At 70.5% G+C, this 14,122-nt stretch carries 11 protein-coding genes; 6 read left to right on the forward strand and 5 right to left on the reverse strand.

From position 1 onward, the window contains the following. Positions 1-69 precede the first annotated feature (69 nt). Complete coding sequence (locus IEX13_RS08770) at positions 70-1,023, forward strand: bifunctional helix-turn-helix transcriptional regulator/GNAT family N-acetyltransferase (protein ID WP_188663296.1); 954 nt, start codon at positions 70-72, stop codon at positions 1,021-1,023. Here the strand turns inward: IEX13_RS08770 and IEX13_RS08775 are convergent, their stop codons facing one another. After that, positions 1,024-3,069 (reverse strand): M3 family metallopeptidase, encoded by a 2,046-nt coding sequence (locus IEX13_RS08775; RefSeq protein WP_188663297.1) that lies wholly within the window; start codon positions 3,067-3,069, stop codon positions 1,024-1,026. A gap of 50 nt (positions 3,070-3,119) precedes the next feature. Next, on the reverse strand, positions 3,120-4,538 hold the full coding sequence (locus IEX13_RS08780) for a coniferyl aldehyde dehydrogenase (protein WP_188663298.1): 1,419 nt from the start codon (positions 4,536-4,538) through the stop codon (positions 3,120-3,122). A gap of 38 nt (positions 4,539-4,576) precedes the next feature. Here IEX13_RS08780 and IEX13_RS08785 point away from each other — a divergent pair, with 38 nt between their 5' ends. Next, positions 4,577-5,110 carry a gamma carbonic anhydrase family protein gene (locus IEX13_RS08785; protein WP_188663299.1) on the forward strand — a complete coding sequence of 178 codons (534 nt, stop codon included), beginning with the start codon at positions 4,577-4,579 and terminating at the stop codon, positions 5,108-5,110. Positions 5,111-5,126: 16 nt separating this feature from the next. Here IEX13_RS08785 and aroE read toward each other — a convergent pair whose 3' ends face one another. Then, positions 5,127-5,966 (reverse strand): shikimate dehydrogenase, encoded by an 840-nt coding sequence (aroE, locus tag IEX13_RS08790; protein ID WP_188663300.1) that lies wholly within the window; start codon positions 5,964-5,966, stop codon positions 5,127-5,129. A gap of 1 nt (position 5,967) precedes the next feature. Then, positions 5,968-6,957 (reverse strand): porphobilinogen synthase, encoded by a 990-nt coding sequence (gene hemB / locus IEX13_RS08795; protein WP_188663301.1) that lies wholly within the window; start codon positions 6,955-6,957, stop codon positions 5,968-5,970. A gap of 65 nt (positions 6,958-7,022) precedes the next feature. Here hemB and IEX13_RS08800 point away from each other — a divergent pair, with 65 nt between their 5' ends. Genes IEX13_RS08800 through IEX13_RS08810 form a run of 3 tightly spaced genes read left to right on the forward strand, consistent with a single transcriptional unit; the run spans position 7,023 to position 12,035 of the window. Further along, on the forward strand, positions 7,023-7,856 hold the full coding sequence (locus IEX13_RS08800; protein ID WP_188663302.1) for an ABC transporter permease: 834 nt from the start codon (positions 7,023-7,025) through the stop codon (positions 7,854-7,856). Further along, positions 7,853-9,364 (forward strand): ATP-binding cassette domain-containing protein, encoded by a 1,512-nt coding sequence (locus IEX13_RS08805; protein WP_188663304.1) that lies wholly within the window; start codon positions 7,853-7,855, stop codon positions 9,362-9,364. The genes IEX13_RS08800 and IEX13_RS08805 overlap by 4 nt, the downstream gene beginning before the upstream one ends. A gap of 37 nt (positions 9,365-9,401) precedes the next feature. Beyond that, positions 9,402-12,035: a bifunctional diguanylate cyclase/phosphodiesterase gene (locus tag IEX13_RS08810; protein ID WP_188663306.1), complete on the forward strand. Its 2,634-nt coding sequence runs from the start codon at positions 9,402-9,404 to the stop codon at positions 12,033-12,035. On the opposite strand, the gene IEX13_RS08815 is transcribed toward IEX13_RS08810, so the two are convergent. Continuing rightward, the gene (locus IEX13_RS08815) at positions 12,014-13,006 is read right to left on the reverse strand and encodes an NAD-dependent epimerase/dehydratase family protein (RefSeq protein WP_188663308.1); all 993 of its coding nucleotides are present in this window, start codon (positions 13,004-13,006) and stop codon (positions 12,014-12,016) included. The genes IEX13_RS08810 and IEX13_RS08815 overlap by 22 nt on opposite strands. A gap of 132 nt (positions 13,007-13,138) precedes the next feature. On the opposite strand from IEX13_RS08815, the gene IEX13_RS08820 reads away from it, so the two are divergent. Further along, positions 13,139-14,110, forward strand: coding sequence for a glutathione S-transferase family protein (locus IEX13_RS08820; protein ID WP_188663310.1), 972 nt, complete (start codon positions 13,139-13,141; stop codon positions 14,108-14,110). Positions 14,111-14,122: the final 12 nt, after the last annotated feature.

Below are 14,122 nucleotides of genomic sequence, written 5' to 3' on the forward strand. Positions count from 1 at the left end.
CGCGGGGGACTTGCGCGGCCCCTCCTCAGGTATTACGTTAGCGCTTACACAACTACTGTCGGAGTTCGCATGAGCTTCCTGTCCGTGCAGGGCACCCTGGCCCTGGCCAGCCGCCTGAAGGTGCTCAGCGAACGCAGCTACGACCTGGTCGACCAGGTCTACCGCGAACATGGCATCGGCCTGCAGGCGCGCTGGTTCCCGGTGCTGCGGCTGCTTGAACAGCGCGGTCCGCTGAGCGTCGGCGAAATCGCCCGCGAGATCGGCCTCACCCATTCGGCCATCAGCCAGCTGGCCACCAAGCTGATCAAGGGCGGCTGGCTGCAGCGCGTGCCCGGCGACGGCGACCGCCGCCAGCGCGTGCTGGCCCTGAGCGACCGCTGCCAGCAGGAACTGCGCGCCGCCCGGCCGCTGTGGCAGGCGATGCGGGCCAGCGTGGAGCGGCGGATCATGGACACCGGCGTCGACCTGCTGGGCGCGCTGACGCAGTACGAAGCCAGCCTGGACGAACAGCCGCTGCCCGCCGACGTGGCGCGGCGGATGAAGCTGCTGCAGGCCGATACGGTGCGCATCGAACCCTTTTCACCCGGGCTGCGTGAACATTTCTACCGGCTCAATGCCGAATGGCTGGCCCGGTACTTCCAGATCGAACCGATAGACCACGCGGTGATGTCGGAACCGGAAAAGCACATCCTCGAGCCCGGCGGCAGCATCCTGTTCGCGATGGTCGGCGAGGACGTGGTCGGCACCTGCGCGCTCATGGTCGACACGCCCGGCGTGTACGAACTGACCAAGATGGCCGTCACCCCCGGCCACCAGGGCCTGGGCATCGGTCGCAAGCTGATGGAAGCCGCCATCGCCGAGTTCCAGCGCCTTGGCGGCAAGGAACTATTCCTGGAATCCCAGACCCGCCTGCAGCCCGCGCTCAGGCTCTACGAAAGCGTCGGCTTCGAGCGCCAGCCCGCCATCAAACCCGGCAGCCACTACCAGCGCGCCGACGTGTACATGATCTGGCGCGGCGGCTGATCAGGCCGCCAGGCCGTAGCTGCGCAGCAAGGCGTCCGGGTCGGGTTCGCGGCCGCGGAAGGCGACGAAACTCTCCAGGGCCGGGCGCGAGCCGCCGACGGCGAGGATTTCGCGGCGGTAGCGGGCGCCGGTGTCGGCGTCGAAGACGCCGGCCTGTTCGAAAGCCGAAAACGCGTCGGCGCTCAGCACTTCCGCCCACAGGTAGCTGTAGTAGCCGGCCGAATAGCCGCCGGCGAAGATGTGGGTGAATGCGTGCGGGAAGCGGTTGAAGGCCGGCGGCCGGATGACCGCGACTTCGTCGCGCACTTCGTCCAGCAGCGCCAGCGTGCGCGGGCCGTGCGCCGGGTCGAATTCCAGGTGCATGCGGAAATCGAACAGCGCGAACTCCAGCTGCCGCACCAGGAACAGGCCGGCGTGGAAGTGCCTGGCCTCGAGCATCTTGGCGTACAGCGCGTCGGGCAGGCGTTCGCCGGTCTGGTAGTGCTTCGCGAACATGTCCAGGGCCTCGCGCTGCCAGGCGAAGTTCTCCATGAACTGGCTGGGCAGCTCCACCGCGTCCCACTCCACGCCGCTGATGCCGCCGACACTGGGCCAGTCCACTTCGGTCAGCAGGTGGTGCAGGCCATGGCCGAACTCGTGGAACAGCGTAACCACGTCGTCGTGGGTCAGCAGGGCCGGCGTGTCGTCATTCGGGGGAGGGAAGTTGCACGTGAGGTAGGCCACCGGCTTGTGCGCGCTGACGCCGTCGTTGAGGCGCGCGCGGCACACGTCCATCCAGGCGCCGCCGCGCTTGCCGGCGCGGGCGTAGTGGTCGAGGTAAACGCCGGCGCGCACGCTGCCGTCCTTGTCCACCACGTCGAAGAAGTGCACGTCCTTGTGCCAGGCGTCCACGCCCTGGCGTTCGGCCAGGCGCACGCCAAACACACGTTCGGCGACGGTGAACAGGCCCTGCATCACCGCCGGCAGCGGGAAGTAAGGCTTGAGGTCTTCTTCGCTGAAGGCAAAACGCGACTCGCGCAGTTTTTCCGAGGCGTAGGCAACGTCCCAGGGCTGCAGGTCGGCGATGCCGAGTTTCTCCGCGGCGAAGGCGCGCAGCTCCTGGTACTCGCGCTGCGCCACCGGCCGCGCCTTGGCGGCGAGTTCGCGCAGGAAGCCCAGCACGCGTTCGGGCGTGCCGGCCATCTTGTCGTCCAGGGATTCGTGCGCGGCCGAGGCGAAACCCAGCAGCTGCGCGGCTTCATGGCGCAGGGCCAGGATCTGGCCGATGCGTTCGCTGTTGTCGTACTGGCCGGCATGCGGCCCCTGGTCGGAGGCGCGGGTGCTGGTGGCGGTGTAGATTTCCTCGCGCAGCGCGCGGCTGTCGGCGAAGGTCAGCACGGCCTGCACCACCGGACCCTTGAGCGTGGCCAGCCAGTCTTCGGCGTCCTTCTCCTTCGCCATCGCGCGCAGCATGTCGCGGGCGGACGCGGGCAGGCCGGCGAGTTCGGCTTCGCCGACCGGGCGGGTCCAGGCGTCGGTGGCGTCGAGCACGGCTTCCTCGAAGGCGGTCTCGAGCTTGCTCAGTTCATTCTGGATGGCCTTGAAGCGCGAACGCGCCGGCTCTTCCAAGGCCACGCCGCTGAGTTTGAAGCCGCGCAGGCTGTCTTCGACGAGCGTCTTGCGGGCCCGGTCGAGCGTGTCGAAAGCCGGCGATTCGCGCAGCGCCTTCACGGCGGCATAGAGGCCGCGGTGCTGGCCGAGTTCGGTGGAATGTTCGGTCAGCTTTTCCAGCGCCGCCGAATAGGCCTCGCGCAGTTCGGGCGAATCCTTCACCCCGTGCAGGTGCGACACCGGCGAGAAGGTGCGGCCCAGGGTTTCCTCCCAGCGCTCGAGCGGCGCCATCAGCGTGCTGAAGTCGCGCGCCGCCGGGTCGGCGGCCAGGCGTTCGACCTCGGCGCGGAAGCCGGCCAGGACCTCGTCGATGGCGGGATTCACGTGGGCGGGCGTGATGGCGGAAAACGCCGGCAGTTCGGCGTCGGCGAGCAGGGGGTTCGGATTCTGGGTCATGGCAGTCACATGGCGTCGGGACGGCCGCGATTCAACCCGCGCGGCCGGGATCAGCGGGTAAGCAGCTTGACCACGAAGTCGGCCAGCTTGCCGAACGGCGGGTCGAATATCTTCATGCCGTTCAGGCGCGACTGGTACATCACCGGCATCGGCTTGGTGAAGGTCAGGAAACCGGCTTCGCCATGGTACTGGCCCATGCCGCTGGGTCCGACGCCGCCCACCGGCAGCGAATGCTGGCCGAACTGCACCAGGGTGTCGTTGACGCAGACGCTGCCGGCCACCACGCGGTCAAGCGTATGGCGCAGGCGCTGGCGCTGGTTGTCGAAAGGGTAGAACGCCAGCGGCCGGTCGCGGCCCAGGATGTATTCGATGGCCTTGTCGTGGCTGTCGTAGGACTTCACCGGCAGCAGCGGGCCGAAGATTTCCTCCTGCATCACCCGCGCCTCGTCCGGCGGGTCGAGCAGCACGGTCGGCGGGATCACTTCCACGCCCGGCGGCGGCGGGTCGCCGTCGGGGCGGTGCTGCACGACGCCGACGCCGCGTTCGCGGGCATCGTCGAGCCAGCTGCGCAGGCGTTCGGCCTGGCCCGGATTGACGATGGCGGTGTAGTCGGGATTGCTGGCCAGGTTCGGGTAACGCCGGCGCACCGAGGCCATGTAGGCGCGCACGAAGGCGTCGCGCTGGTCGCGCGGCACCAGCACGTAGTCCGGCGCCACGCAGGTCTGGCCGCTGTTGAAACACTTGCCGGCGGCGATGCGGTCGGCCGCCTGTTCGATCGGGTAGTCCGGCGCCACCAGGGCCGGCGACTTGCCTCCCAGCTCCAGGGTCACCGGCACCAGGTTGGGCGCCGCGGCGGCCATCACCGCCCGCCCGACCGTGGTCGAGCCGGTGAACAGCAGGTGGTCGAAGGGCAGCCGGCTGAAGGCCGCGCCGATCGCGGCGTCGCCCTGCACCACGGCCACGCGTTCGGCCGGGAAGACTTCGGCCAGCAGCCGCGCCAGCAGCTGCGAGGTGCGCGGCGTGTGCTCGGACGGCTTGAGCATGACGTGGTTGCCGGCGGCGATGGCGTCGGCCAGCGGAATCAGGGCCAGCTGGATCGGGTAGTTCCAGGGCGCCACGATGCCGACCACGCCCAGCGGCTGGCGGCGGATTTCGGCCCGCGCCGGCAGGAAGGCCAGGTTGACGCCGCGCCGCTCGGGCCGCATCCAGCGGCGCAGGTGGCGGCGCAGGTGGCTGATTTCATCCAGGGTGACCATGACGTCGGCCGCCAGGGTCTCGTGGCGCGACCGGCGGCCGAAATCGGCCGACACCGTCTTCACCAGCTCGTCGCGGTGGCGGCGCACGGCTTCGCCCAGCCGCTGGAGGTCGTCCATGCGCTGCCGGTAGCCGGGCACCTGGCGCTGGTGGGCGGCGCGCAGGTGGGCCAGCAGCGGGCGCAGGTCCTGGTCGGGGTGCGGGGCAGTGTCCATGCGGGCAGTCTACCGCCGCCACCCGTTAGAATCGCGGCATGAACATACGTCCCTTCAAGGGCATCGTGCCCACCCTCGGCGCCCGGGCCTACGTGGACCCGGCCGCCACCGTCATCGGCGACGTGCACCTGGGCGAAGACAGCTCGGTCTGGCCGGGCTGCGTGGTGCGCGGCGACGTCAACCACATCCGCATCGGCGCCCGCACCAACATCCAGGACGGGACCATCATCCACGTCACCCACGAAGGCCCGTTCACCCGGCCGGGCGGCTTCCCGACGATCATCGGCGACGACGTCACCATCGGCCACGGCGCCATCGTGCATGCCTGCACGATCGGCAACGCGGTGCTCATCGGCATGGGCGCGACGGTGCTCGACGGCGCCGAGGTGATGGACCACGGCTTCGTCGGCGCCGGCGCCGTGGTGCCGCCGGGCAAGAAGGTGCTCAGCGGCGAGCTCTGGCTGGGCAACCCGGCCAAGCCGGTGCGCAAGCTCAGCGACAAGGAAATCGAGCAGCTCTATTACAGCGCCAAACACTACGTGAAGCTCAAGGACGCCTACCTGGCGCCCTGAGCCCGGCCGCCGCGACTCAGTCCGCGGTCTGCAGCGCGTCCGCGCGCGCGGTGAGCGAGGCGAACACCGGGTCGGTGTCCGGGCGCTTGCCGTGCCAGATCGCGAAACTCTCGGCCGCCTGTTCCACCAGCATGCCGATGCCGTCGAAGGCGTGTTCGCAGCCCGCGGCCCGGGCCCAGGCCAGGAAGGACACCGCGGCTTCGCCGTAGCTCAGGTCCACGGCCAGCGTGCGCGAGGTGGTCAGCGAAAACGGCAGTTCGATGCCGCCGCTGCGCCCGGCCGACGTGGCGTTGACGACCATGTCGAAGGCACCCAGGTTGCCCAGGTCCGACCAGTAGCGGGTATGCACGCGGCCCGGTTCGCCCAGCGCGTCAGCCAGGGCGTCGGCGCGTTCGGCGGTGCGGTTGACCACCCACAGTTCGCCGATGCCGGCATCGAGCAGGGACGGGGACACGCCGCGGGCAGCGCCACCGGCGCCCAGCATCAGCACCCGGCGGCCGCGCAGGTCCAGGCGGCGGCGTTCGGTGAGGTCGTGCACCAGGCCGATGCCGTCGGTGTTGTCGCCGTGCCACTGGCCGTTGCGCCGGCTCAGGGTGTTGGCGGCGCCGGCGCGGCGCGCGCGGTCGCTGGCTTCGGTGCACAGGGCCAGGGCGCGTTCCTTGTGCGGCAGCGTGATGTTGGCGCCCAGGCCGCCGCCCGCGGCGAAGGCGGCCAGGGCGTTGGCGAAGTCTTCCGGCGAGGCGTCGATGGCGGCGTACTGCATCGCAATGCCCAGCTGGGTGCCGAAGGCGGCGTGGATGCGCGGCGACAGCGAGTGCACCACGGGGTGTCCGAACACGGCGTAACGGGCAGTCATGTCAGTCCTCCTTGAGCCAGCGCGCCGCGTCCAGCGCGAAATAGGTGAGCACGCCGTCAGCGCCGGCACGCTTGAAGCCCAGCAGCGCCTCGAGCACGCAGGCGCGTTCGTCCAGCCAGCCGTTCATGGCGGCCGCCTTGAGCATCGCGTATTCGCCGCTCACCTGGTAGGCGAACGTGGGCACGCCGAAGTGGTCCTTCACCCGCCGCACGATGTCCAGGTAGGGCAGGCCGGGTTTGACCATCACCATGTCGGCGCCTTCGTCGAGGTCCAGGCCGACCTCGCGCAGGGCTTCGTCGGAATTGCCCGGGTCCATCTGGTAGGTGGTCTTGTCGCCCTTGCCCAGGGCGCCGGCGCTGCCGACGGCATCACGGAAGGGGCCGTAGAAAGCCGAGGCGTACTTGGCCGAATAGGCCAGGATGCGGGTGTTGACGTGCCCGGACTCTTCCAGCGCTTCGCGGATGGCACCGATGCGGCCGTCCATCATGTCGCTGGGCGCCACCACGTCGGCGCCGGCGTCGGCGTGCGACAGGGCCTGTTTTACCAAGGCTTCGACGGTGTCGTCGTTGGCCACGTAGCCGTCGCCGTCCACCAGGCCGTCCTGGCCGTGCGAGGTGTAGGGGTCGAGCGCGACGTCGGTGATCACCCCGAGCTGGGGGAACTCGCGCTTCAGGGCGCGGATGGCGCGCTGGGCCAGGCCGTCGTCGGCCCAGGCCGCTGCGGCGTCGAGCGACTTGGCCTCGGGCGCGGTCACCGGGAACAGCACGATGGCCGGGATGCCCAGCGCCACGGCGTCGGCGGCCGTGCGCAGCAGCTCGTCCACCGACTGGCGTTCAACGCCCGGCATCGAGGCCACCGGGGCGCGGCCGTCGGGCTCGTGGATGAACACGGGCAGGATCAGGTCGTCGGCGCTCAGGCGGCTTTCGCGCACCAGCCGGCGCGAGAAGTCGTCGCGGCGAAGCCGGCGGGGACGGGTATAGGGAAAAGCCATGCCGTGGATCCGTGGATTTGACCGGCCCATGATACGCCGCCCGCGCGACCGCTAAGATTCCCGGCATGTCCGGCCCCCGCCCCCTGCCCCGATCCGCCCGTGCCTGCCTGTGGGTGATCGCGGCGCTGGTGCTTGCCTGCTGGGCCGGACCGTGGCTGCTTGGCCTGCCGGACCCGCATCGTCCGGACTGGAGCGCGCTCTCGGCGCCGCCATCGCTTTCGAACGGGCACTGGTTCGGCACCGATGCGATCGGCCGCGACATCCTGGCGCGCACGCTGGCCGGCGGCCGCCTTTCGCTGACCATCGGCGCCCTGGCCACCGCGGTCGCGCTGGTCATCGGCCTGGCCTACGGCGCCATTGCCGGCTACGCCGGTGGCCGCACCGAACGCGCGATGGTGCGCGGGCTGGACGTGCTGTCGGCGCTGCCCTTCCTGCTGATCGTGATCCTGCTGCTGGCGCTGTTCGGGCGTTCGCTGTGGCTGCTGCTGGCGGCGATCGGCGGCTACGTCTGGATCGACCTGGCCCGCGTCGTGCGCGCCGAAGCCGCGCGCCTGCGTGACATGCCCTTCGTGCTGGCCGCCCGCGCCGCCGGCGCCCGCTTCGACCAGGTGCTGCGCTGGCACCTGCTGCCCAACCTGCTGCCGCTGGGCCTGGTGTACCTGGGCCTGATCCTGCCGCAGGCGATCCTGGTGGAAAGTTTCCTGGGCTTCCTGGGCCTGGGCGTGGACGAACCCGCCGCCAGCTGGGGCGGCCTGCTGGGCGAAGGCACCCAGGAGCTGGACGTCGCGCCGTGGTCGCTGCTGTTCCCGGCCGGTTTCCTGGTGGCGACGCTGGCCGCCTTCCAGTTCCTGGGCGACGGCCTGCGCGACTGGCTGGACGTGCGCGGGGAAGCTTCATGAGCCAACTCTCGCTGCACGGCCTTCAGGTGCATGCCGGCGAACGTCGGCTGCTGGGGCCGGTCAGCCTGGTCCTGCCCGCGGGGGAGTGCCTGGGCCTGGTCGGCGAAAGCGGCAGCGGCAAGAGCCTGACCATCGCCGCCCTGCTGGGCCTGCTGCCGCCCGGCCTGCGGGCCCGCGGCGACATCGAACTTGATGGCGAACGCTTCCCCTTGGACGGTGCCCGCCACGCCATGCTGCCCGGCCGCGTGCTGGCCTGGGTGCCGCAGGACCCGCAGGCGGCGCTGCACCCGCTGCGCACGCTCGGCGCGCAGCTGGAAGAATCGCTGCGCCTGCTGCGCGGGCTCGACCGCGCCGGCGCCCGCCGGGAGGCAATGGCACTGTTCGAACGCCTGCAGCTGCCGGCGCCCGCGCAGATGCTGCGCCGCTACCCGCACCAGCTGTCCGGCGGCCAGCGCCAGCGTGTGCTGTTGGCCCTGGCCCTGGCCGGCCATCCGCGCGTGCTGCTGGCCGACGAACCCACCTCGGCCCTGGACCCGCGCCTGGCGCGCGAGGCCCTGGCGATGCTCGACACGCTGCGCACCGACCTGGGCGTGTCGGTGCTGTTGGTCAGCCACGACCTGCCCCTGGTCGCCCGCCATGCCGGCCAACTGGCGATCCTGCGCCAGGGCGAAGTGGTGGAGCAGGGTTCCAGCGCCGCGATCTTCGCCGCCCCGCGTCATCCTTACACCCGCGAACTGCTGGCCGCCGACCGGCTGCCGGCCCCGGATGCCCCGGCTCCCGGCACCGAGCTGCTGCGCCTGGACGCCGTGCAGGTGGCCTACCCGGGCCAGGCGCGCCCGGCCGTGACCGGCATCAGCCTGGCCCTGCACCGCGGCGAATGCCTGGCCCTGGTCGGCGAAAGCGGCAGCGGCAAGTCCAGCCTTGGTCGCGCGCTGCTGCGGCTGCTGCGCCAGGGGGTTGGGGGCCACATCCTCTTCGACGGCGAAGACCTGCTGGCCGCCGGTCGTGGCCGGCTGCGCGCGCTGCGTCGGCGTATCGGCGTGGTTTTCCAGGACCCCTACGCCTCGCTCGATCCGCGCATGCGGGTGCGTGACCTGGTCGCCGAACCGCTGCGCATCCACGGCATCACGCCGGCGCAGGGACGGGCGGCACGTGTCGCCGGCCTGCTGGAATCGGTGGGCCTGGCGCCGGAGCTCGCCGCGCGCTTCCCGCACCAGCTTTCCGGCGGCCAGCGCCAGCGCGTGGCCATCGCCCGGGCCCTGGCCACCGACCCGGACCTGCTGGTCTGCGACGAAGCGGTGTCGGCGCTTGATGCCCAGCACCGCGCCGGCGTGCTGGCCCTGCTGGCCCGGCTCAAGCGCGAACGCGGCCTGGCCCTGCTGTTCATCACCCACGACTGGCAGGCCGCCCGGGCGCTGGCGGAACGCAGCGCGGTGCTCGCCGACGGCCGGCTGGTGGCCCTGGGCCCGACCGCCGAAGTGCTGGCCGGCGGCCGCGCGGCGGGCTGATATAGTCGGGCCGACCTTGAGGTGAAGGGTTCACCGTTTGAAGCCTCGCAGCCCGCTCTCGTCCAACGTCGCCACCGCCACGCCGCCGCCCGCCGGGCCGGTGCGGCTGCGCGCCGAGGACCCGGCCGAACTGGCCGCCGAAGTCCAGCGGCTGCGGGTGGACGTCGAACGCCTGGGCCGGGCCGAGCGGCTGCAGCGCGCCCTGTTCGCGATTTCCGACCTGGCCAGCTCCGGCGAGGACACCGCCACGGTGATGCGCGGCCTGCACGAGATCGTCGGCCGGCTGATGTACGCCGAGAATTTCTACATCGTCCGGTACGCGCCCGAAACCGACACGATGCGCTTCATCTATTTCGCCGACAGCCAGGATCCCATCTGTCCGGACCCGGACGAAGAAATCCCGGCCTCGGAAATGGGCAACAGCCTCACCCTGGCGCTGATCCGCCACGGCAAGCCGGTGCTTGGCCCCTCGGTGGACGTGCGCATCGAACTGGGCGTCGGCCGCGATGAAACCCTGGGCCCGGACAGCGAAGACTGGCTGGGCGTGCCGATGGTGGACGAAGGGGTGGTGCGCGGCGCCGTGGTCGTGCAGAGCTACGACCCGAACACACGCTACAGCGAAGACGACCGCGCCCTGCTCGGCTACGTGGCCCAGCACATCCTGACCGCGCTGGCCCGCCGCGACGCCCAGGAAGAACTGGAACGGCGCGTCGACGAACGCACCAGCGAACTGCGCCAGCAGGTCGCCGAACGCGAACGCAGCGAACGCCTGCAGGCGGCACTGTTCCGCATCGCCGAACAGGCCGGGCGCAGCGAAAGCATCGAGGTCTTCTACGCCGAGGTGCACGGCATCGTCAGCGCCCTGCTCGACGCCCGCAACTTCTTCATCGCCCTGCTCACGCCCGACGGCCAGGAGCTGGACTTCCCTTATTCGGTGGACGAACGCGACCAGGCGCGCCCGCGCCGCAAGCTGGCCCGCGGCCTCACCGAGTTCGTGCTGGCCTCCGGCGAACCGCTGCTCACCGACCGCAACGGCATCCACAGCCTGGTCGCCGAGGGCAAGGTGCAGTCCTTCGGCACGCCGTCGGTGTGCTGGCTGGGCGTGCCGCTGCAGATCGAGGGCGCCGTCGCGGGCGTCATCGCCGTGCAGAGCTACACGCCCGACTACCTGTACACCAAGCGCGACCAGGAACTGCTTAGCTTCGTGTCCTTCCACATCGCCCAGGCGCTGGAACGCCGCCAGGCGCATGAATCACTGCGCGAGGCCTACGCCGAACTCGAACAGCGCGTGGCCGCGCGCACCAGCGAACTGGCCGACGCCAACCGCGAGCTGCTCGACCAGATATCGGTGCGCGAACGCATGGAGCACAAGCTCAAGCACGAGGCCATGCACGACACCCTGACCGGCCTGCCCAACCGCAGCCACCTGCTCGGGCGCATGGGCCTGGCGCTGTCGCGCTACCGCTACGACCGCAAGCAGCTGTTCGCGGTGCTGTTTCTCGACCTGGACCGGTTCAAGGTGGTCAACGACTCGGTCGGCCACCTGGTCGGCGACGAACTGCTGAAGGAAGCCGCCCGCCGCATCAGCAGCTGCGTGCGCGACCCGGACATGGTGGCGCGCCTGGGCGGCGACGAATTCGCGATCGTGCTCGATTTCATCCACACCGTCGAAGACGCGGTGGCGGTGGCCGAACGGGTCATCACCTCGCTGGCCGAGCCGATGCGCATCGCCGGCAAGGAGCTCTACACCTCGGCCAGCATCGGCATCGCCCTGGTGGACCCGCGCTACCGCAGCCCGGAAGAACTGCTGCGCGACGCCGACGTGGCCATGTACCGCGCCAAGGCCACCGGCCGCCAGCGCTTCGCCATCTTCGACGAACACCTGCACGAAGCGGCGCTGAAGCTGCTTGAACTCGAAGGCGACCTGCGCCGCGCCCTGCACCGCCAGGAGTTCGTGCCGCACTACCAGCCCATCCTGAGCCTGGCAGACGGCCGCCTGGTGGGTTTCGAGGCGCTGATGCGCTGGCACCACCCGGTGCGCGGCCTGTGCGTGCCCGGCGACTTCCTGGGCACGGCCGAAGAAACCGGCAGCCTCGAACACATGGACTGGCAGCTCTACGACCTGGTCTGCAAGGACATCCGCCGGCTGTCGGTCGGCCGTGCCTACACCACGCTCAACGTGTCGCCCAGGCACCTGCGCGCGCCCGATTTCGACGAGCGCCTGCTCGAACTGATGACCCGCTACGGCGTGCGCCCGGCCAACCTGCGGCTGGAAGTCACCGAAGGCGCGCTGCTCGAACAGCCCGAGGAAGTGCAGGCCTGCCTGGGCCGGCTGCGCGACGCCGGCGTGCTGACCCTGCTCGACGACTTCGGCACCGGTTATTCGTCGCTGAGCTACCTGCACCGCTTCCCGCTGCACGGCCTGAAGATCGACCGCAGCTTCGTGCACGAACTGCGCAGCGGCGAAAGCGGCGGCAGCACCGCCATCGTGCGCGCGATCCGCCTGCTGGCCGATTCGCTGGGCCTGGAAGTGATCGCCGAAGGCATCGAGTCCGAAGAACAGCGCTACCAGCTGCGCCTGCTCGGCCTGAGCCTGGGCCAGGGTTACCTGTTCTCGAAACCCGCTTCGGCCGACGAGATCCTGGAACGTTACGGGCTGTCGGTGGACTGAGTCGCCAGCAGGCCTTCGGCCCGCAGCCAGGCGATGGTGTCGGCCAGCAGCACGGGAAGCGGCGTGGCGCGGTAGCCCAGCTCGCGTTCGGCCTTGCCGCTGTCCACCTGCAGGTGGTGGCAGGTGAAACACACCGCCGCGGGGGTCAGCTTCGGCGGCTTGCGGGTGATGCGCGAGACCAGGTCCAGCGTGCGCGCATAAGCGCGCAGCACGGGTGCCGGCAGCGCGCGCGTGGGCACCGGCTTGCCCAGCTGGCGGCCGATTTCCGCCACCAGGCCGAGGAAGCTGGCGTGCTCACCGCCCAGCAGCCAGGCCTCGTCGCGGGCTGGGCCCTGCCAGGCGCGCACGTGCGCCCGCGCGACCTCACGCACGTCGGCGAAGGCGCCGGAGCCGGGAGGTGCCCCGGGCAACTGGCCGGCGTCGGCCATGCGGATCAGGTTCGACCAGTTGTTGCGATCGCCCGGGCCCAGGATGTGCGAGGGCTGCAGGACCAGGAACGGCAGGCCGGATTCGCGCACCAGGCGTTCGGCGGCGTGTTTGCTTCGCTCGTAGTTGATCCACGAGCGCGCGCCCTGCTGCGGCGTGTCCTCGCGCAGCGGCCCCGGCGCCAGGTGGGAATAGGCCGAAATGCTGGAGGTGTAGACGAAGCAGCGCACGCCGGCGTCGCGCGCGGCATCGAGCAGCTGCCGCGTACCGCCCACGTTGGTGGCGGTCTGGGCGGCGTCGCCGGGGCCCCAGTTGTTGGTGTCGGACGCCGTGTGGAAAACCGCCTCGACGCCGGCCACGGCGGCGGCCAGCGACGCCGCGTCGCCCAGGTGGCCGCGCACCGGCTGCGCGCCCGCGGCAGCCACGGCGACGTCGCCGGCCGGCGAACGCGACAGCCCGCGCACCTCGACCCCGGCCGCGCGCAGTTCGCGCAGCAGGTGCTGGCCCAAGAAGCCGGTGGCGCCGGTGACGAGGACGGTAGGCATGGCGGGACTCGCGTGTTCGGTCCTGCCGATGCTAACGCCGCCGGCGCGATGGCAGGTGATGACCTCGATCACGTTGCGTTCTACCAGGCCGCGTTATGGTCGTGGCGAATGTTCACGCAACGGGAGCAAGGCATGGGTCTGCTGGTGAATGGCAAGTGGCAGGACACCTGGTACGACACCGACAAGAGCGGTGGGCGCTTCGAGCGGTCGAAGGCGAAGTTCCGCAACTGGGTCACCGCCGACGGCGCGCCCGGACCCGACGGCGAAGGCGGATTCAAGGCCGAACCGGGGCGCTACCACCTGTACGTTTCCCTGGCCTGCCCCTGGGCCCACCGCACCCTGATATTCCGGCGCCTGAAGGGGCTGGAGAAGATGATCGACGTGTCGGTGGTGAACTGGCTGATGGGCAAGCAAGGCTGGACCTTCGAACCCGGCCCCGGGGTGGTGCCCGACCCGGTCTTCGGCGCCCGTCGCCTGTACGAGGTCTACCTCAAGGCCGACCCGGACTATTCCGGCCGCGTCACCGTGCCGGTGCTCTGGGATCGCGAGCGCGCCACCGTGGTCAGCAACGAATCGGCCGACATCATCCGCATGTTCAACAGCGCCTTCGACGGCGTCGGCGCGGCGCCGGGCGATTTCTACCCTGCGCTGAGGCGCGCCGAGATCGACAGGGTCAACCAGCGCGTCTACGACACGGTCAACAACGGCGTGTACAAGGCCGGCTTCGCCACCACGCAGGAAGCCTACGAAGAAGCGCTGGCGCCGCTGTTCGAATCGCTGGACTGGCTGGAAGGCCGGCTGGCGAAAACCCGCTACACCTGCGGCGACACGCTGACCGAGGCCGACTGGCGCCTGTTCACCACGCTCATCCGCTTCGACGCCGTGTACGTGGGGCACTTCAAGTGCAACCTTCGCCGCATCGCCGACTACCCGAACCTGTCGGGTTTCCTGCGCGACCTGTACCAGGTGCCCGGCGTGGCCGGAACGGTGGATTTCCGGCACATCAAGGGCCACTACTACCAGAGCCACGACATGATCAATCCGACCGGCATCGTGCCCATGGGACCGGTGCTGGACCTGGAGGCGCCGCACGGGCGGGGCTGAAGCCGGCGGGTG

Source organism: Arenimonas soli (assembly GCF_014643775.1).
Lineage (GTDB): Bacteria > Pseudomonadota > Gammaproteobacteria > Xanthomonadales > Xanthomonadaceae > Arenimonas > Arenimonas soli.

What these genes read in the sequence shown, in the direction of transcription:
- IEX13_RS08800 (WP_188663302.1), top strand. Translation starts at nt 7,023, where the DNA reads ATGTCCGGCCCCCGCCCCCTGCCCCGATCCGCCCGTGCCTGCCTGTGG.
- IEX13_RS08805 (WP_188663304.1), top strand. Translation starts at nt 7,853, where the DNA reads ATGAGCCAACTCTCGCTGCACGGCCTTCAGGTGCATGCCGGCGAACGT.
- IEX13_RS08820 (WP_188663310.1), top strand. Translation starts at nt 13,139, where the DNA reads ATGGGTCTGCTGGTGAATGGCAAGTGGCAGGACACCTGGTACGACACC.
- IEX13_RS08815 (WP_188663308.1), bottom strand. Translation starts at nt 13,006, where the DNA reads ATGCCTACCGTCCTCGTCACCGGCGCCACCGGCTTCTTGGGCCAGCAC.
- aroE (WP_188663300.1), bottom strand. Translation starts at nt 5,966, where the DNA reads ATGACTGCCCGTTACGCCGTGTTCGGACACCCCGTGGTGCACTCGCTG.
- IEX13_RS08775 (WP_188663297.1), bottom strand. Translation starts at nt 3,069, where the DNA reads ATGACCCAGAATCCGAACCCCCTGCTCGCCGACGCCGAACTGCCGGCG.
- IEX13_RS08785 (WP_188663299.1), top strand. Translation starts at nt 4,577, where the DNA reads ATGAACATACGTCCCTTCAAGGGCATCGTGCCCACCCTCGGCGCCCGG.
- IEX13_RS08780 (WP_188663298.1), bottom strand. Translation starts at nt 4,538, where the DNA reads ATGGACACTGCCCCGCACCCCGACCAGGACCTGCGCCCGCTGCTGGCC.
- hemB (WP_188663301.1), bottom strand. Translation starts at nt 6,957, where the DNA reads ATGGCTTTTCCCTATACCCGTCCCCGCCGGCTTCGCCGCGACGACTTC.
- IEX13_RS08770 (WP_188663296.1), top strand. Translation starts at nt 70, where the DNA reads ATGAGCTTCCTGTCCGTGCAGGGCACCCTGGCCCTGGCCAGCCGCCTG.